Raw genomic sequence first — 17,752 nt, forward strand, 5'->3', positions numbered from 1 at the left:
TTCGCCCCGGTCGCATGGTTTTCTGTGCTGCCGGCGGACTCTCAGTTGGCGCCTTTCTGCAGCCTGAACTATTTAGGGTATCTATTTCCGCCTCACAGGCGGCAACAAACGAGTAGCAAACGATGAGTCTGAACCTGGTAAGTGAACAATTACTGTCGGCAAACGGCCTGAACCATCAGGACCTTTTTGCCATTCTTGGCCAGCTGGCCGAGCGCCGTCTTGATTATGGCGATCTCTATTTTCAGTCGAGCTATCACGAATCCTGGGTTCTGGAAGACAGCATCATCAAAGATGGTTCGTATAATATCGATCAGGGCGTCGGCGTTCGCGCGGTAAGCGGCGAAAAGACCGGCTTCGCCTATGCTGACCAAATCAGCCTGCTGGCGCTGGAACAAAGCGCGCAGGCGGCGCGTACCATCGTGCGCGACAGCGGCGACGGTAAGGTGCGCACCCTGGGGGCGGTGGAGTATAGCCCGCTGTATGCCAGCATCGATCCGCTGCAGAGTATGGGCCGTGAAGAGAAGCTGGACATTCTGCGTCGCGTAGACAAAACGGCGCGGGCCGCCGATAAGCGCGTGCAGGAGGTTTCTGCCAGCCTCAGCGGCGTGTATGAACTGATCCTGGTGGCGGCCACCGACGGTACGCTGGCGGCGGACGTTCGACCGCTGGTACGCCTTTCCGTCAGCGTGCTGGTGGAAGATGATGGCAAACGCGAGCGCGGCTCCAGCGGCGGCGGCGGACGTTTCGGCTACGACTATTTTCTGGGCAACGAAGAGGGCGAAGTTCGCGCTGACGCCTGGGCAAGAGAAGCGGTGCGCATGGCGCTGGTTAATCTCTCCGCCGTGGCGGCCCCGGCCGGCATGCTGCCGGTGGTATTGGGCGCGGGCTGGCCTGGGGTACTGCTGCATGAAGCGGTAGGCCACGGCCTGGAAGGCGACTTTAACCGTCGCGGCACTTCGGTGTTCAGCGGTCATATGGGCGAGCTGGTGGCATCAGAACTCTGTACCGTGGTCGATGACGGCACCATTGCCGATCGCCGTGGTTCGCTGGCGATTGATGATGAGGGCACGCCGGGTCAATACAACGTATTGATCGAGAACGGTATCCTCAAAGGCTATATGCAGGACAAGCTCAACGCCCGCCTGATGGGCGTCGCGGCTACCGGCAACGGCCGTCGCGAATCCTACGCGCATCTGCCGATGCCGCGTATGACCAACACCTACATGCTGGCTGGCAAATCGACGCCGCAGGAGATTATCGAATCGGTTGATTACGGTATCTTTGCGCCGAACTTCGGTGGCGGCCAGGTGGATATCACCTCCGGCAAGTTTGTTTTCTCCACCTCTGAAGCCTATCTGATTGAAAAAGGTAAGGTGACGAAGGCGGTGAAAGGGGCGACGCTTATCGGCTCCGGGATTGAAGCCATGCAGCAGATTTCCATGGTGGGGAACGATCTGAAGCTCGATAGCGGCGTTGGCGTTTGCGGTAAAGAGGGCCAGAGCGTGCCGGTTGGCGTCGGCCAGCCGACGCTGAAGGTTGATAAGCTCACCGTCGGCGGCACAGCCTGAGTATCTCCAATACGCCTTCGCGTTCGTCGAAGGCGTAACCTTTCCTGTACTTATCCCGCCGCGCGTTATCACCAGCGGCTAATGGTCGAGCCCGCGGCCGTGCATCCCCTGATAAATTTTCGCCACCTCGACAAAATATTCGGTCAGGTAGTTAATGCACACCTGCACCTTCAGCGGCAGCTTGTCCTTTTCGGTATACAGCGCGTATACCGGGCGGGGATCCGACTGATAGCTTGGCAGCAGGATCTCCAGCTCCCCGCGGTTGATCCCTTCGATCGCCCACATGAGCGGAACATAAGCGACCCCGACGCCGGCGGTTAGCCAGCGCACCAGGGTCATCGGATCGTTAGTCACGAAGCGCCCCTGCGGGATCAGCTTCGTCGAGATCCCTTCCGGCGCGATGATTTCGAATTCGTTATCCGGACGCACGCTGTATTCAAGCCAGGAGTGGCCGGCAAGATCCGCCGGTTTTTCCGGGATCCCGGCCTGCTGAAGATAGCTTTTTGCCGCGCAGAGCAGCATCGGCATCGATCCCAGACGACGCGAAAAGAGGCTGGAATCCTGCAGCGCGCCGACGCGAATAACCACGTCCAGACCGTCGGCGATCAGGTCCGGCGCCGGGATCCCGGTGACCAGATTGACCGACAGCCCGGGGTACTCTTTGAGCATGCCTGCGGTAATGTGGGCCAGGACATTCTGTGCCATAGTTGAAGAGCAGCCGACGCGCAGCGTGCCGATTGGCGTGTTGTTAAACGCGTAAAGCTGCTCATGGACGTCCTGGACTTCATGCAGCATCCGGCGGCAGCCCTGATAATAAATCTTCCCGGCTTCGGTTAAGGCAAGGCTGCGGGTGCTGCGGTTGAGCAGCTTTACCTGCAGCTCATCTTCCAGCCTGGATACGGTCTGGCTGATGGAAGAAACGCTCATCTGGAGCTGGCGGGCCGCGGCGGTAAATGAACCCAGTTCAACCACTTTGGCAAAAACGGACATGCGTTTTAGTCGTTCCATTGTTCACTCTGACTTAAAAGTGATTTAGATCACATAATATAGATCATGCTGCAATTGTTACGTTACTATATTGTTAGCTACATAATAAATGCTTCACGCTTACCACCTGCACGCTTCTTATCAAGGTCATCATGAGTCTGTTTCCTGTCATCGTGATTTTCGGCTTGTCGTTTCCGCCGATCTTCTTTGAGCTGTTAATATCGCTGGCCATTTTCTGGCTGGTGCACCGACTGCTGGTTCCTACCGGTATCTATGACTTCGTCTGGCACCCTGCACTGTTTAATACCGCGTTATATTGCTGCCTTTTTTATCTGATATCGCGTTTGTTCGTTTGAGGTTGATGTGAAAACACTAACAAGAAATATCTTCCGTACCGCAATCACTGTGATACTGGTTATCCTGGCATTTGTCGCAATTTTCCGCGCGTGGGTCTACTACACCGCATCGCCGTGGACGCGCGATGCGCGCTTTAGCGCCGATATCGTGGCCATCGCGCCCGACGTCTCGGGGCTTATTTCGCAGGTTAATATCAAGGATAACCAGCTGGTTAAGCAAGGTCAGGTTTTATTCGTGGTTGACCAACCGCGTTATGAGAAGGCGCTGGCAGAGGCCGAGGCCGACGTCTCCTATTACCAAACTCTGGCGCAGGAAAAGCGCGTTGAAGCCGGCCGTCGTAACCGGCTCGGCGTTCAGGCGATGTCCCGGGAAGAGATAGATCAGGCCAATAACGTTCTGCAAACGGTAGAACACCAGCTGGCGAAATCGGTAGCCAGCCGCGATCTGGCGAAGCTCGACCTTCAGCGGACGGTTATCCGCGCGCCGGCCGACGGCTGGGTGACCAACCTCAACGTCTACGGCGGGGAATTTATTACCCGCGGCTCTACGGCGGTGGCGCTGGTGAAGCAGAATACCTTCTACGTCATGGCCTATCTCGAAGAGACCAAGCTGGAGGGCGTCCGTCCAGGCTTCCGGGCGGAGATTACCCCGCTGGGCAGCAACCGCACGATCAAAGGGACGGTTGACAGCATTGCCGCCGGGGTGACCAACGCCAGCAGCAGCAGCGATGCAAAAGGCATGGCCTCCGTGGACTCAAACCTCGAGTGGGTGCGTCTGGCGCAGCGCGTGCCGGTGCGGATTCGCCTCGATCGGCAGCAGGGGAATATCTGGCCGGCGGGGACTACCGCAACGGTGGTGATTACCGGCAAAGAGGATCGCGACGCCCGGCAGGCGAATTTCTTCCAGAAACTAGCCATGCGCCTGCGTGAGTTTGGTTAATCATCATGGGGATCTTCACTATTGACCCCCGGCACCTGCGTTTTGCCGTTAAGCTGGCGAGCGCGGTGGTGCTGGCGCTTTTTGTCGGCTTTCACTTTCGAGCTGGAAACGCCCCGCTGGGCGGTGCTGACGGCGGCAATTGTGGCCGCGGGTCCGGCGTTCGCGGCCGGGGGAGAGCCCTATTCGGGCGCCATCCGCTATCGTGGAATGCTGCGTATCGTTGGGACCTTTATCGGCTGTATCGCGGCGCTGGCGATTATCATTCTGATGATCCGCGCCCCGCTGCTGATGATGCTGGTGTGCTGCCTGTGGGCCGGGTTCTGTACCTGGATCTCTTCCCTGGTGCGGGTTGAAAACTCCTACGCCTGGGGACTGGCGGGCTATACCGCGCTGATTATCGTTATCACCATTCATACCGATCCGATGCTGGCGCCGCAGTTTGCCGTCGAGCGCTGCAGCGAGATTGTGGTCGGTATTGTCAGCGCCATCGTGGCGGACCTGCTGTTTTCGCCGCGGTCGATCAAAAAAGAGATCGATCTGGAGCTGGATAACCTGCTGGTTGAACACTATCGCCTGATGCAGCTCTGCGTGGCGCATGGCGATAGCGAAGTCGTGGATAAAGCCTGGGGCGCGCTGGTTCGCCGGACCAGCGCGCTGGAAGGTATGCGCGCAAACCTGATTATGGAATCCTCGCGCTGGGCGAAGGTGAACCAGCGCCTGAAGGCGATTAATACCCTCTCCCTGACGCTGATCACCCAAGCCTGCGAGACCTACTTAATCCAGAATTCACGCCCGGAAATGGTGACGGATGACTACCGCGAGCTGTTCGCCGAGCCGGTTGAGAACGTGCAGGATGTACATCGCCAGCTGAAGAGAATGCGCCGCTTTTTGACCTGGAAAGGGGAGCATAATACGCCGGTCACGATCTATAGCTGGGTCGGGGCCGCGACGCGCTATCTGCTGTTAAAAAGGGGCGTCGTCGGCAATACCAAAATTAGCCGTATTGAAGATGAAGTGCTGCGGGGCGAAGTGGTGATGAAGGCCGAGTCGGCAGAGCGCCATCATGCGATGGTGAACTTCTGGCGTACCTCCATTTCGTGCATTCTCGGTACCTTGTTCTGGCTGTGGACCGGCTGGACCTCCGGCAGCGGGGCAATGGTGATGATCGCGGTGGTCACGGCGCTGGCGATGCGCCTGCCGAACCCGCGCATGGTGGCGCTGGACTTCCTCTACGGGATGCTGGCGGCCCTACCGCTGGGGGCGTTTTTCTTCCTCGTGATTATGCCCGCCACGCAGCAAAGCATGCTGCTGCTATGTATTAGCCTGGCGGTGATGGCATTCTTCATCGGGATTGAAGTACAGAAGCGGCGGCTGGGATCGCTGGGGGCGCTAGCCGGTACCATCAATATCCTGGTGCTGGATAACCCGATGCAGTTTCAGTTCAGCCAGTTCCTTGATAGCGCGTTAGGTCAGATAGTCGGCTGTTTCCTCGCGCTGATGGTTATCCTGCTGGTGCGGGATAATTCGCGAGCGCGCACCGGGCGCGTGCTGCTCAATCAGTTTGTCTCGGCGGCGGTGTCATCGCTGACCACCAATACCGCCAGGCGCAAAGAGAACCATCTGCCGGCCCTCTATCAGCAGCTCTTCTTACTGTTGAACAAGTTCCCGGACGATATTGCCCGTTTCCGCCTCGCGCTGACGCTGATTATTGCCCATCAGCGCCTGCGGGATGCGCCGGTGCCGGTTAATGACGATCTATCGTCATACCATCGCCAGCTGCGCCGCACTGCGGATCACGTGATCTCCGCCGGTAATGATGACAAGCGTCGGCGCTACTTCTCCCGCCTGCTCGACGAGCTGGATATTTATCAGGAGAAGCTACGGCTCTGGGAAGCCTCGCCGCAGGTGACGGAGCCGGTTCGACGGCTGGTGGAGATGCTGCGTAAGTATCAGCATGTGTTGACGAATAGCTAAAGACCAAAACCGACGCCTGAAGCGTCGGTTTTTTTATCGCTATACTTATTCATCAACGGGACCCCTTCGATTGAGAAATATAAGGATGGTAAAGCGACCGTCCGGCGGTATGGTATTTAGCGGGGAATGACGGCGGGTTTTAAGCGGGGGCGGGCGATGACGGTCTATACGTTTGATTTCGATGATATAGCGGAACAGCAGGATTTCTATCGGGAGTTTTCGCGCGTCTTTGAGCTGAATCGAGATAGGGTAAACAACCTGGATTCGCTCTGGGAGGCGACCACCGGCGGCCTGCTGCCGCTACCGTTAGAGATTGAGTTTATTCACTTGAGCGATAAGCAGCGTCGGCGCTTTGGCGCTTTGATTTTGCTGTTTGATGAAGCGGAAGAAGAGTGGAAGGGGAACTACGTTTTAATGCCAGACAGGCATAAAAAAGCCCCCGACAGGCGGGGGCAAGTCGTCGGATAAGACGACGAGGGTTTATTTGTACAACTCAGCCGTAGCGTGCCAGGTATCGCCGGTACGGGCTTCAATAATACGGTAGCTGCTGGCGCCTTCTTTAGCGGCTTTCGCCGCCAGTTCCTGACGCATATCCATCGGTGCGCTGCCTACCTGTGAGACAGAAACGGTGCCTATGGACTGTAGGTTTTGAGCCTGTTCGGCATTGACCTGATGTACAGCGGCGCTGGCGCCGAAGGAGAGTACCGAAGCCAGGCCCAGGGATGCGATGATCATTGCAGTTTTCATAATTTTTACTCCAACCATGTTGATTGCAGCGGCGGGAGGTTTGCTATGTACCTGGGCCGCTGGAGATATTCTGTATTCAGTGAATAACCGATAAGCGTTAAAACTTATTTATAAAGTTCCGCCGTTGCGTGCCAGTGGTCGCCGCTACGCGCTTCGATAATGCGATAGGAAGAAGCCCCTTCCTCCTGCGCTTTTTGGTTCAGCAGCGCGTGCATATCCATCGGGGAAGAACTTACCGCGCCGACGGAAACGGTGCCGATTGACTGGCGGCCTTGAGCCTGATCGCTGTTGATTGAATCAGCGGCAAAAGCGCCAAAAGAGAGAACGGACAGGATACTGAGTGCAGCTACGGTTGTTTTGATTTTCATGATGTTCACCTCGTCGAATCTTATTCTTGAGGGCTCTTTGTTTTGTGACCCTCATCACAAAATCAAGTATACACTAATCACCAAAAATATTAATACCGTGCTAATTGTTTTGAATGTAAATAATTACATAGAAATGTCTTTTTTATAACATATAAGAATTAGAAATGTCATTTATTAGCCATGATCTTACATTATTGCTAATAAAATCATAATGATGGGTGTATTTGATATTTTGTGCGTTTTCGGCTGTTCCATTCAGTAAAGGAATGTATAGCAGTGAAAAAACACACTAAATGTTAAAGAAATGCTGCATTTTTTGAAGGGCCCTCCGGCGTCAGCCAGAGGGAGAGGGCTTAAAGCTCTTGTTCAAACAGGACCAGAATCGCGTCGTGCAGATCTTTGACGGTAAAGCCTCTGGCCGGGGTAGTAAAGATAGTGTCATCGCCCGCAATACTGCCGAGGATGCCTTCCGTTTTACCCAGGGAATCGAGAAGACGCGCGATAAGCTGCGCTGCGCCCGGGCTGGTGTGGATAACCACGACGGCGTCGTTATAGTCGATGTCCAGTACCAGGTTTTTCAGCGGGCTGGACGTCGTCGGAACGCCAAGCTCGGCAGGCAGACAGTAGACCATTTCCATTTTGGCATTACGGGTTCGCACCGCGCCAAATTTTGTGAGCATGCGGGAGACTTTCGATTGGTTGATATTATCGAAACCTTCTTCCTGCAGCGCCTGGACGATTTCACCTTGAGAGCTGAATTTTTCTTCTTTAAGCAGCAGTTTAAATGCTTTAACCAGTTCTTCTTGTTTTGCCGAACTTCGCATAAGTCACCCGGATTATGGTGGTAAAAACAACATCATTATGCATAACTATGAATTTTTATGCAAATAATCCGCAAGGGGATAAAGTAAATAATGTTATGAAGGGGGCATATTTTAGCAAATAACCCTGCTAAGGAACATGCCTTCATCACGGGGCGTAAATAGCTGTAAAAGTAAATTAAATGTTATGAGAATGGTGTTGTTTTGCCAAACAGGCTGGGTGTATTGTAACCACTAGTCGGTCCGGTACTACGTTTTGCTGGATGGTCAGTCTCAGGGATGAAAATGCGAAGCGGATGCATCGCTGCGCGCCAGAACGCATTCTTCAACCATACTTATTGTAATTGTTCATCTTGTGAATTAAGGTCCAGGCGACGGAGTAACGAAAGACTATATTAACCATAATAAGGAGTTTAGGATGAAAGTTGCAGTCCTCGGCGCCGCTGGTGGAATCGGCCAGGCGCTTGCCCTACTACTTAAGACCCAACTGCCTTCAGGTTCAGAACTCTCGTTGTACGACATTGCTCCGGTAACCCCGGGCGTGGCGGTTGATCTTAGCCATATCCCTACCGATGTAAAAATCAAAGGTTTCTCCGGTGAAGACGCGACCCCGGCGCTCGAAGGCGCTGATGTGGTGCTGATTTCCGCTGGCGTTGCGCGTAAGCCAGGCATGGATCGCTCCGATTTATTTAACGTTAACGCCGGTATCGTGAAAAATCTGGTCCAACAGATTGCCAAAACCAGCCCGCAGGCCTGCATTGGTATTATTACCAACCCGGTGAATACCACGGTGGCTATTGCGGCGGAAGTGCTGAAAAAAGCCGGCGTTTACGATAAGAACAAGCTGTTTGGCGTCACCACGCTGGACATCATCCGCTCTAATACCTTTGTCGCTGAGCTGAAAGGTAAATCCTCATCTGATGTCGAAGTGCCGGTGATTGGCGGCCACTCGGGCGTCACTATCCTGCCGTTACTCTCCCGGATCGCGGGCGTAAGCTTCAGCGAACAAGAGGTGGCAGACCTGACGAAACGTATTCAAAACGCCGGCACCGAAGTCGTTGAAGCCAAGGCCGGTGGCGGATCGGCAACCCTCTCTATGGGCCAGGCGGCAGCGCGTTTCGGCCTCTCCCTGGTCCGCGCGCTGCAGGGTGAGAAGGGCGTGGTGGAGTGCGCCTATGTTGAAGGCGATGGTCAGTATGCTCGCTTCTTCTCACAGCCGCTGCTGCTGGGCAAAAATGGCGTGGAAGAGCGCCGTTCGATTGGCACGCTCAGCGCGTTTGAACAGCAGGCGCTGGAAGGCATGCTCGATACGCTGAAGAAAGATATCGCTCTGGGCGAAGATTTCGTTAATAAGTAAGATTGAGATGTGAATAAAAAACCGGAGCAGATCGTGCTCCGGTTTTTTTATGGCGGCTAGTTGCTTGCCGGATATTCCTGTACGGCGATATGCAGGGTGATTTTCTTATCTTCGCGCATGATCACCACCGGGATTTCTGAACCCGGGCGAATCTCAGCAACCTGGTCCATGGTTTCGAGGGCGGAAACCGCGGGCTTGTCATTGACCGAGATGATCACGTCGTTGGCGCGGATCCCGGCCTGAGCCGCCGGGCCATCCGGCGCGACGTCGTTAACCACAATCCCCTGCAGCTGATCGATGCCGCCGCCCTGGGCATGCAGCGGCGCGATCTCGCGGCCGCTAATGCCGATATAGCCGCGGATCACGCGACCATCGCGGATCAGCTTATCCATGATCTTCGTTGCCAGCTGGAAGGGGATCGCAAAACCGATCCCTTCCGGCGTTTCGCCATCGTTGCTTTTATCAAATGAGAGCGTGTTAATGCCCATCAGCTCGCCCAGCGAGTTGATCAGCGCGCCGCCGGAGTTGCCGTGGTTGATAGAGGCATCGGTTTGCAGGAAGTTTTGTCGACCCGTCGGGTTAAGGCCGATACGACCGGTGGCGCTGATAATCCCCTGGGTAATGGTTTGCCCGAGGTTATAAGGGTTACCAATCGCCAGAACCACATCGCCAATATGCGGCACGCGTTTCGGATTAATCGGGATAACCGGCAGACCGCCGTTGGCGTTGATTTTTAATACCGCCAGATCGGTGAGGGTATCAGAACCGACCAGCAGGGCCTCAAAGACACGGCCGTCCTGCAGCGCGATGATGATCTGGTCAGCGTCGATAATAACGTGCTTATTGGTCAGAATATATCCACGCTGGTCCATGATGACGCCGGAGCCCAGAGTCAGTCTGGTTTTGGCTGCTGCCGTTGAGGGCGCGATTATAGACGTTGACCACCGCAGGCGCCGCCCGGCGGACGGCAGAATTATAGCTGACGGGCGATTCGTCCGCGCTATCGTACTGGGTCGTCGTCGACAGATGCCATTGACGCAGTGAGGGCATTGCGGCCAGCAGCAGGCCCCCGACGATCAAACCAATGAGTACTGAACGTAAAAGCTTTCCAGGCATGATGCAGGTATCGTTGATGAATGGACAGGCGCAGCATAGCACGACTTACCGGCGTCGTCTTTCACGTTACCGGGACGCACTCCGCGTCCCGTCGCCCGCTCCCGGACCCGTGCATTAGCGCAGCAGGAGATAGATGCTTTCGTTACCGCGCATCACGTTAAGCGCGATCACCGCCGGCTTACTCTCCAGCACCTTGCGCAGTTCGGCGATAGTGCTAATACGCTCCCGGTTAAGGCCGATGATAATATCGTCTTTATGCAGGCCGACCTGTGCCGCAGGGCTGGCTTTATCGACGCTATCAACCACCACGCCTTTGGTGCCGTCCTTCATCTGGCCATCGCTCAGCGATGCGCCCTGCAGGGCGGGGATGATCAGCTCGGCGCTGGCGCTGGAAGAGGTGCTCTTATCCAGCGTGACGTCAACGTTCATCGGCTTGCCGTCGCGCAGAAGCCCCAGCTTCACTTTCGTTCCCGGCTCGGTGGTGGCGATACGCGAGCGCAGCTCGGCAAAGCTGTTGAGCGGCTTGTCGTTCATGCTGACGATCACGTCCCCGGATTTAATCCCCGCTTTCGCGGAACCGGAGTTCGGCAGTACTTCGCTGACGAAAGCGCCGCGCTGAACGTCGATGTTCATCGCCTTAGCGATATCGGCGCTCATTTCAGTACCTTTAATTCCCAGCAGGCCGCGCTTGATTTCGCCAAACTGAATCAACTGCTGAGCAAGGGTTTTCGCCATGTTGCTGGGAATGGCGAAGCCGATACCGACGCTGCCGCCTCCCGGCGCCAGAATCGCCGTATTGATGCCTATCAGCTCGCCGTTCAGGTTCAGCAGCGCGCCGCCGGAGTTACCGCGGTTAATCGAGGCATCGGTCTGGATGAAGTTCTCCAGCCCTTCCAGGTTCAGGCCGCTGCGGCCGAGGGCGGAGATAATGCCCGAGGTGGCGGTCTGCCCGAGGCCGAAGGGGTTGCCGACGGCGACGGCAAAATCACCCACGCGCAGCTTATCGGAGTCGGCGATGGCGATTTGCGTCAGATGGGTCGGTTTTTGCAGCTGCAGCAGGGCGATATCGCTTTGATCGTCGCTGCCGACCAGCTTCGCATCAAACTCGCGGCCATCGTTTAGCTGGACGCTGATCTTTTGCGCCTGGCTGATGACGTGGTTATTTGTCAGCACATAGCCTTTTTCCGCGTCGATGATAACCCCGGAACCGAGACCCTCAAAAGGCTGAGCCTGCTCCTGCGGCGTATTGTCGCCAAAGTATTTTTTCAGCTCTTCCGGCATGTTCTGCGCAGGAGAGGCGGTGCCTTCAACCTGGACGCTAACTACCGCAGGCAGCACTTTTTCCAGCATCGGCGCAAGGCTCGGTACTGCCCCCTGGCCCGGTACCTGCGTGGGTATCGACGCCGTAGCCGTAGGTATAACGGACAACGATAACCCGATGCTTAACGCTAACGCACTCAACAGCAAAGTCTGTTTCTTCATTAGATGCTGGCTCTCGTAACCTGAGGTGTGTGGAAAAACGTCCCGAATGGCCTGATGTTATTGAATTTTCGACCAGGTAACAATGTGGTCAATGTTTTAAATTGTAGCTGGGATGTAGGGGAGAAGACGGGCGCAGAGAGTGCGCCCGGAAAATATTTTTACGCTAACCACAGGATTAGTCGCGTTTTGCACCGCCGCGCAGCAGGCCGGATGCGCCTTCAGAATAGTCGCGCGGCATCTGCACCGGCGCCTGATCGTTACCGGCTTCTGATTCAGCCAGACGGTTACGGAACGGATTGGCCTCCGCCATGGTATCCGGCAGCAGGTTGCTGGAGCTTTTTGCCATATGCTGGTACAGCTGGCGATAGTCATCGGCCATGTTATCCAGCAGTTCGGCGCTGCGGGCAAAATGGCTGACCAGCTCTTCACGATACTCTTCCAGTTCTGTTTTATTCTTTTCGAGTTCGAACTGCAGCGCCTGCTGTTGACGTAATTTGCGGTTGCCAAAACGCATGGCGACGGCACCGATGATGATACCGACAACTAGCCCAATCAGCGCATATTCCCAGGTCATGTACATCTCCCGTTGTTTTGTGGTTCCGTAGGGTGGCTATGAGGCTCTCCGCCTGCGCCCGATAGTGCCACTATAACCGCTAATTCCACAGAAGTGGAATCCTAGCGTATCATCGCGTAGTGTAGAATGGCCTTTTTTTCGACAATCGTGAGCTTTGACGTTACGATTTTCAAGGAATAACAATTAGATCATGCAAAGCCTGTCCCCAACATCGCGTTACCTTTTAGCGCTCAAAGAGGGCTCTCATCAGCCCGACGGCGTCCAGCAAGAAGCGGTAAGCCGCCTCGATACTATTTATCATGAACTGCAGGCAAAACCCGCGCCGACGCCGCAAAGCGGCGGCCTGCGGGCGAAATTTGGCAAACTGCTGGGCAAACGTGAGCCAGCGCCTGAAACGGGCTCCGCCCGCGGCCTGTACATGTGGGGCGGCGTGGGGCGCGGTAAAACCTGGCTGATGGACCTCTTTTATCAGAGCCTGCCCGGCGAGCGTAAGCAGCGCCTGCACTTTCACCGCTTTATGCTGCGCGTTCATGAAGAGTCTGATTGCCCTGCAGGGGCACAGCGACCCGCTGGAGATCCTTGCCGACCGCTTCAAGGCGGAAACCGATGTGCTGTGCTTTGATGAGTTTATTGTTTCAGACATTACCGATGCCATGCTGCTGGGCGGGTTAATGAAGGCGCTGTTTGCGCGCGGCATCACGCTGGTGGCGACCTCAAATATTCCCCCGGACGATCTGTACCGTAACGGCCTGCAGCGCGCTCGCTTCCTGCCGGCTATCGAGGCGATCAAGCAGCATTGCGACATCATGAACGTCGATGCGGGCATTGATTACCGCTTGCGTACGCTCACTCAGGCCCACCTTTGGCTATCGCCGCTCAACGAGCAGACCCGGCAGCAGATGGATAAGCTGTGGCTTGCGCTGGCCGGCGCTAAGCGCGAGCAGACGCCCGTGCTGGAGATTAACCACCGCCCTCTGCCCACGCTCGGCGTGGAGAACCAAACCCTGGCGGCGTCGTTCACAACGCTATGCGTCGATGCGAGAAGCCAGCATGACTACATTGCGCTGTCTCGCCTGTTCCATACCGTGATGCTGTTTGATGTCCCGGTGATGACGATGCAGCTGGAGAGCGAGGCGCGACGCTTCATTGCGCTGGTCGATGAGTTCTACGAGCGCCACGTTAAGCTGGCGGTCAGCGCGGCGGTGCCGCTGCACGAAATTTACCAGGGCGAACGCCTGAAGTTTGAGTTCCAGCGCTGTCTGTCACGCCTGCAGGAAATGCAGAGCGAGGAGTATTTAAAGCGCCCTCATATGCCGTGACGCGCCTTTCTCCCTCTACCGCCTGGAGAGGGCCGAGGCGCCAGCGCCAGGGGGCCAAAAAACCAATCCAAATCACATAAAGGGGTCGATCTTTACCCGCGACTTCTCTATAATCTTGCGACCCCACGTTACGAGAAGGTTTTTTTCCCAAAACTTTCTATGCGCCGGCATAGGCTATTCGAAGGGGTAGGTTTGCTGGACAATGTCGTGTGAACCTCAACTGACTAAACGTTTGGGTGTTCACCAACGTGTAACTTATTTATTTGGGTAAGCTTTTAATGAAAACTTTTACAGCTAAACCAGAAACCGTAAAACGCGACTGGTATGTTGTTGACGCGACCGGTAAAACTCTGGGCCGTCTGGCTTCCGAACTGGCTCTGCGCCTGCGCGGCAAGCATAAAGCGGAATACACTCCGCACGTTGATACTGGTGATTACATCATCGTTCTGAACGCAGAAAAAGTTGCTGTAACCGGCAACAAGCGTGAAGACAAAATGTATTACCACCACACCGGCCACATCGGTGGTATCAAAGAAGCGACCTTTGAAGAGATGATTGCTCGCCGTCCTGAGCGTGTGATTGAAATCGCGGTTAAAGGCATGCTGCCAAAAGGCCCGCTGGGTCGTGCTATGTACCGTAAACTGAAAGTTTACGCTGGTAACGAGCACAACCACGCGGCACAGCAACCGCAAGTTCTTGACATCTAATCGGGATTATAGGCAATGGCTGAAAATCAATACTACGGCACTGGTCGCCGCAAAAGTTCCGCAGCTCGCGTTTTCATCAAACCGGGCAACGGCAAAATCGTTATCAACCAACGTTCTCTGGAACAGTACTTCGGTCGTGAAACTGCCCGCATGGTAGTTCGTCAGCCGCTGGAACTGGTCGACATGGTTGAGAAACTGGATCTGTACATCACCGTTAAAGGTGGTGGTATCTCTGGTCAGGCTGGTGCGATCCGTCACGGTATCACCCGCGCTCTGATGGAGTATGATGAGTCCCTGCGTGGCGAACTGCGTAAAGCTGGCTTCGTTACCCGTGATGCTCGTCAGGTTGAACGTAAGAAAGTCGGTCTGCGTAAAGCACGTCGTCGTCCTCAGTTCTCCAAACGTTAATTGTTTTCTGCTCACGCAGAACAATTTGCGAAAAAACCCGCTTCGGCGGGTTTTTTTATGGATAAAACGGCCGCTTTCCGCGGCTAAGTCACCCATTCTTACCACTTTTTCAGCATTTCCAGAATCCCCTCACCACAACGTCGTCAAGATCTGGTAAACTATCATCCAATTTTCTGCCCAAATGCTGGTGATTGTTCGTTTTTTGTTGCTTGCAAAAACGAGAATCTCTTCCTGCGAATGGGGTTTTTACATCTGGCTGGCCATGCGTGGCTGGTAGCAGTACAAAATTCTGAATATACCTGGAGGTTTTCATGGCTGTCGCTGCCAACAAACGTTCGGTAATGACGCTGTTTTCTGGTCCTACTGACATCTATAGCCACCAAGTCCGCATCGTGCTGGCAGAAAAAGGTGTTAGTTTTGAGATAGAACACGTGGAGAAGGATAACCCACCTCAGGATCTGATTGACCTCAACCCAAATCAAAGCGTACCGACGCTGGTGGATCGTGAGCTCACTCTGTGGGAATCCCGCATCATTATGGAATATCTGGATGAGCGTTTCCCGCATCCGCCGCTAATGCCGGTTTATCCGGTGGCGCGTGGTGAAAGCCGTCTGTACATGCAACGCATCGAAAAAGACTGGTATTCGCTGATGAATACCATTCAGACCGGCACCGCCGCGCAGGCTGACAACGCGCGTAAGCAGCTGCGTGAAGAGCTGCAGGCGATTGCGCCGGTCTTCACCCAGAAGCCTTATTTCCTGAGCGACGAGTTCAGCCTGGTAGACTGCTACCTTGCACCGCTGTTGTGGCGTTTACCGGTACTCGGCGTGGAAGTGATTGGCGCTGGCGCGAAGGAGCTCAAGGGCTATATGACTCGCGTATTTGAGCGTGACTCCTTCCTGGCTTCCTTAACTGAACCCGAGCGTGAAATGCGACTCGGTCGAGGCTAACCGATGGATGTATCGCAGCTAACGCCGCGTCGCCCGTACCTGCTGCGGGCGTTCTATGAGTGGCTGCTGGATAACCAGCTGACTCCGCATCTGGTTGTGGATGTGACACTGCCAAACGTACTGGTACCGATGGAGTACGCGCGCGACGGACAAATCGTTCTCAACATTGCTCCGCGCGCCGTCGGAAATCTGGAGCTGGCTAACGATGAAGTGCGCTTCAATGCCCGCTTTGGCGGCGTTCCGCGCAACGTCTCCGTTCCGCTGGCTGCCGTACTGGCTATCTACGCGCGTGAAAACGGCGCGGGGACCATGTTCGAGCCGGAAGCGGCCTATGATGAGGACGTCATCAGCCTGAACGATGACGAAGCATCATTAAGCAACGAGAGCGAAACGGTGATGTCGGTGATTGACGGCGATAAGCCGGATAATCACGAGGACGATCCTGATGATACGCCGCCGCCGCGCGGTGGTCGGCCGGCGCTACGCGTCGTGAAATAATCCCCTCTCGTCGATCGCAGATAACAGACCCTTGGGGGTCTGTTCTGTTTTTGGCGCCGTCAGCAGCTCGCGTAATAAAAAGCCCGCAGGCTTTCACCTGCGGGCTTTGTTGTTTTATCGAGCCCGGATAGAGCGTTTATCCGGGCCCTGGCGTTACACTTCCAGGTAGTTGAGGATCCCGTCAGCCGCTTTGCGGCCTTCGGCGATCGCCGTCACCACCAGGTCAGAACCACGCACGATATCGCCGCCGGCGAAGATCTTCGGGTTGCTGGTCTGGAACGCGTTTTCGTTACCTTCCGGGGCAATAATACGGCCCTGTGAGTCGAGTTCGACGCTGTGTTTCGCCAGCCATTCCATGCTGTGCGGACGGAAGCCAAACGCCATAACCACCGCATCTACCGGAATAACGTGTTCGGAACCGGCAACGATTTCGGCCCGACGGCGGCCCTTCGCATCCGGCTGGCCCATCTCGGTGCGCGCCATCTTCACGCCGCACACTTTACCGTTGGCATTCACCTCAATGCCCAGCGGCTGAACGTTGAACTGGAACTCCACGCCCTCTTCACGCGCGTTTTTCACTTCGCGTTTGGAGCCCGGCATGTTCTCTTCATCACGACGGTAGGCGCAGATAACGTGAGTGGCGCCCTGACGGATGGAGGTACGTACGCAGTCCATTGCGGTGTCGCCGCCGCCGAGAACCACGACGCGCTTGCCTGCCATGCTGACGTACGGCTCGTCCGGCGTTTCGCCAAAGCCCATCGTCTGCTTGGTGTTGGCAATCAGGAACGGCAGGGCATCATACACGCCGTTCGCGTCTTCGTTTTCCAGCCCGCCGCGCATCGACTGGTAGGTCCCTACGCCGAGGAATACGGCATCGTACTCTTTGAGCAGATCGTCGAGCTGAACGTCGCGGCCCACTTCAACGTTGAGTTTGAACTCAATCCCCATGCCGGTGAAAATTTCCCGGCGGCGGGTCATGACCTCTTTTTCCAGCTTAAATGCCGGAATGCCGAAGGTCAGCAGGCCGCCGATTTCCGGATGGCGGTCGAATACTACCGCCTTCACGCCGTTGCGGGTCAGGACGTCAGCACAGGCGAGGCCCGCCGGGCCCGCGCCGATGATGGCGACGGTTTTGCCGACCTGCTTGACGCCGGAAAGGTCGGGACGCCAGCCCATCTCGAACGCTTTATCGTTGATATAGCGCTCGATATTGCCGATGGTCACGGCGCCAAACTCATCGTTCAGCGTACAGGAACCTTCACACAGGCGGTCCTGCGGGCACACGCGGCCGCACACTTCCGGCAGGGTGTTGGTCTGATGCGACAGCTCTGCCGCTTCAAAAATACGGCCCTCATTGGCCAGCTTCAGCCAGTTAGGGATGTAGTTGTGAACCGGGCACTTCCATTCACAGTACGGGTTGCCGCAGGAGAGGCAGCGGTCTGCCTGCGCCTTAGCCTGGCCCTCTGAAAACGGCTCGTAAATCTCGACAAATTCAATTTTACGGATCTTCAGCGGCTTTTTTGGCGGATCAACGCGCTGTAAGTCGATAAACTGGTATACGTTCTGGCTCATCTGAATTC

Annotated in this window: 16 protein-coding genes and 4 pseudogenes; 12 read left to right on the forward strand and 8 right to left on the reverse strand. The window is 55.6% G+C overall.

Translation table 11 applies throughout. The features are described 5' to 3' along the window. Positions 1 to 122: 122 nt before the first annotated feature. The gene (gene tldD / locus ABOC21_RS27810; RefSeq protein WP_426813999.1) at positions 123 to 1,568 is read left to right on the forward strand and encodes a metalloprotease TldD; all 1,446 of its coding nucleotides are present in this window, start codon (positions 123 to 125) and stop codon (positions 1,566 to 1,568) included. A 78-nt stretch (positions 1,569 to 1,646) separates the two neighbouring features. On the opposite strand, the gene aaeR is transcribed toward tldD, so the two are convergent. Then, a complete protein-coding gene (gene aaeR / locus ABOC21_RS27815; protein WP_426814000.1) occupies positions 1,647 to 2,576 on the reverse strand; it encodes an HTH-type transcriptional activator AaeR in 930 nt (309 codons plus the stop codon). Between the two features lie 131 nt (positions 2,577 to 2,707). On the opposite strand from aaeR, the gene aaeX reads away from it, so the two are divergent. The 4 genes and pseudogenes from aaeX to ABOC21_RS27835 all read left to right on the forward strand — a co-directional run bounded on the left by aaeX (position 2,708) and on the right by ABOC21_RS27835 (position 6,256). Further along, positions 2,708 to 2,911 (forward strand): p-hydroxybenzoic acid efflux pump operon protein AaeX, encoded by a 204-nt coding sequence (gene aaeX, locus ABOC21_RS27820; protein WP_004868260.1) that lies wholly within the window; start codon positions 2,708 to 2,710, stop codon positions 2,909 to 2,911. 7 nt (positions 2,912 to 2,918) lie between these two features. Beyond that, positions 2,919 to 3,851 carry a p-hydroxybenzoic acid efflux pump subunit AaeA gene (gene aaeA / locus ABOC21_RS27825; protein WP_426814001.1) on the forward strand — a complete coding sequence of 311 codons (933 nt, stop codon included), beginning with the start codon at positions 2,919 to 2,921 and terminating at the stop codon, positions 3,849 to 3,851. 5 nt (positions 3,852 to 3,856) lie between these two features. After that, a pseudogene (aaeB, locus tag ABOC21_RS27830) lies at positions 3,857 to 5,825 on the forward strand (p-hydroxybenzoic acid efflux pump subunit AaeB). 156 nt (positions 5,826 to 5,981) lie between these two features. Next, positions 5,982 to 6,256 (forward strand): annotated as a pseudogene (locus ABOC21_RS27835) (barstar family protein). Between the two features lie 49 nt (positions 6,257 to 6,305). On the opposite strand, the gene yhcN-B reads toward ABOC21_RS27835, so the two are convergent. From yhcN-B to argR, 3 genes are all read right to left on the reverse strand, one after another. Then, the gene (yhcN-B, locus tag ABOC21_RS27840; RefSeq protein ID WP_426814002.1) at positions 6,306 to 6,572 is read right to left on the reverse strand and encodes a DUF1471 family stress response protein YhcN-B; all 267 of its coding nucleotides are present in this window, start codon (positions 6,570 to 6,572) and stop codon (positions 6,306 to 6,308) included. A gap of 104 nt (positions 6,573 to 6,676) precedes the next feature. Then, on the reverse strand, positions 6,677 to 6,940 hold the full coding sequence (gene yhcN / locus ABOC21_RS27845; RefSeq protein WP_426814003.1) for a peroxide/acid stress response protein YhcN: 264 nt from the start codon (positions 6,938 to 6,940) through the stop codon (positions 6,677 to 6,679). Positions 6,941 to 7,293: 353 nt separating this feature from the next. Next, positions 7,294 to 7,764 (reverse strand): transcriptional regulator ArgR, encoded by a 471-nt coding sequence (gene argR, locus ABOC21_RS27850; RefSeq protein WP_426814004.1) that lies wholly within the window; start codon positions 7,762 to 7,764, stop codon positions 7,294 to 7,296. A 415-nt stretch (positions 7,765 to 8,179) separates the two neighbouring features. Between argR and mdh the strand changes: the two genes are divergently transcribed. Continuing rightward, positions 8,180 to 9,118 carry a malate dehydrogenase gene (gene mdh / locus ABOC21_RS27855; RefSeq protein WP_426814005.1) on the forward strand — a complete coding sequence of 313 codons (939 nt, stop codon included), beginning with the start codon at positions 8,180 to 8,182 and terminating at the stop codon, positions 9,116 to 9,118. Between the two features lie 56 nt (positions 9,119 to 9,174). On the opposite strand, the pseudogene degS reads toward mdh, so the two are convergent. The 3 genes and pseudogenes from degS to zapG all read right to left on the reverse strand — a co-directional run bounded on the left by degS (position 9,175) and on the right by zapG (position 12,290). After that, positions 9,175 to 10,234: pseudogene (degS, locus tag ABOC21_RS27860) on the reverse strand (outer membrane-stress sensor serine endopeptidase DegS). A 114-nt stretch (positions 10,235 to 10,348) separates the two neighbouring features. Beyond that, positions 10,349 to 11,716, reverse strand: coding sequence for a serine endoprotease DegQ (gene degQ, locus ABOC21_RS27865; protein WP_426814006.1), 1,368 nt, complete (start codon positions 11,714 to 11,716; stop codon positions 10,349 to 10,351). A 175-nt stretch (positions 11,717 to 11,891) separates the two neighbouring features. After that, positions 11,892 to 12,290 (reverse strand): Z-ring associated protein ZapG, encoded by a 399-nt coding sequence (gene zapG / locus ABOC21_RS27870; RefSeq protein ID WP_095099966.1) that lies wholly within the window; start codon positions 12,288 to 12,290, stop codon positions 11,892 to 11,894. Between the two features lie 190 nt (positions 12,291 to 12,480). On the opposite strand from zapG, the pseudogene zapE (ABOC21_RS27875) reads away from it, so the two are divergent. The 6 genes and pseudogenes from zapE (ABOC21_RS27875) to sspB all read left to right on the forward strand — a co-directional run. Beyond that, a pseudogene (gene zapE / locus ABOC21_RS27875) lies at positions 12,481 to 12,693 on the forward strand (AFG1/ZapE family ATPase); the annotation flags it as partial. 64 nt (positions 12,694 to 12,757) lie between these two features. Continuing rightward, positions 12,758 to 13,609 (forward strand): cell division protein ZapE, encoded by an 852-nt coding sequence (zapE, locus tag ABOC21_RS27880; RefSeq protein ID WP_426815593.1) that lies wholly within the window; start codon positions 12,758 to 12,760, stop codon positions 13,607 to 13,609. Positions 13,610 to 13,887: 278 nt separating this feature from the next. Then, on the forward strand, positions 13,888 to 14,316 hold the full coding sequence (gene rplM / locus ABOC21_RS27885) for a 50S ribosomal protein L13 (protein WP_004106200.1): 429 nt from the start codon (positions 13,888 to 13,890) through the stop codon (positions 14,314 to 14,316). A gap of 15 nt (positions 14,317 to 14,331) precedes the next feature. Then, on the forward strand, positions 14,332 to 14,724 hold the full coding sequence (gene rpsI / locus ABOC21_RS27890; RefSeq protein ID WP_000829815.1) for a 30S ribosomal protein S9: 393 nt from the start codon (positions 14,332 to 14,334) through the stop codon (positions 14,722 to 14,724). 311 nt (positions 14,725 to 15,035) lie between these two features. Next, entirely contained in the window at positions 15,036 to 15,674 is a 639-nt protein-coding gene (gene sspA, locus ABOC21_RS27895) for a stringent starvation protein SspA (protein WP_041147437.1), read from the forward strand. 3 nt (positions 15,675 to 15,677) lie between these two features. Continuing rightward, positions 15,678 to 16,172 (forward strand): ClpXP protease specificity-enhancing factor, encoded by a 495-nt coding sequence (gene sspB, locus ABOC21_RS27900; RefSeq protein WP_426814007.1) that lies wholly within the window; start codon positions 15,678 to 15,680, stop codon positions 16,170 to 16,172. Between the two features lie 153 nt (positions 16,173 to 16,325). Here sspB and ABOC21_RS27905 read toward each other — a convergent pair whose 3' ends face one another. Beyond that, positions 16,326 to 17,744 carry a glutamate synthase small subunit gene (locus tag ABOC21_RS27905; protein ID WP_426814008.1) on the reverse strand — a complete coding sequence of 473 codons (1,419 nt, stop codon included), beginning with the start codon at positions 17,742 to 17,744 and terminating at the stop codon, positions 16,326 to 16,328. Between the last annotated feature and the right edge of the window lie 8 nt (positions 17,745 to 17,752).

Source organism: Klebsiella sp. WOUb02 (assembly GCF_050058015.1).
GTDB lineage: Bacteria > Pseudomonadota > Gammaproteobacteria > Enterobacterales > Enterobacteriaceae > Klebsiella.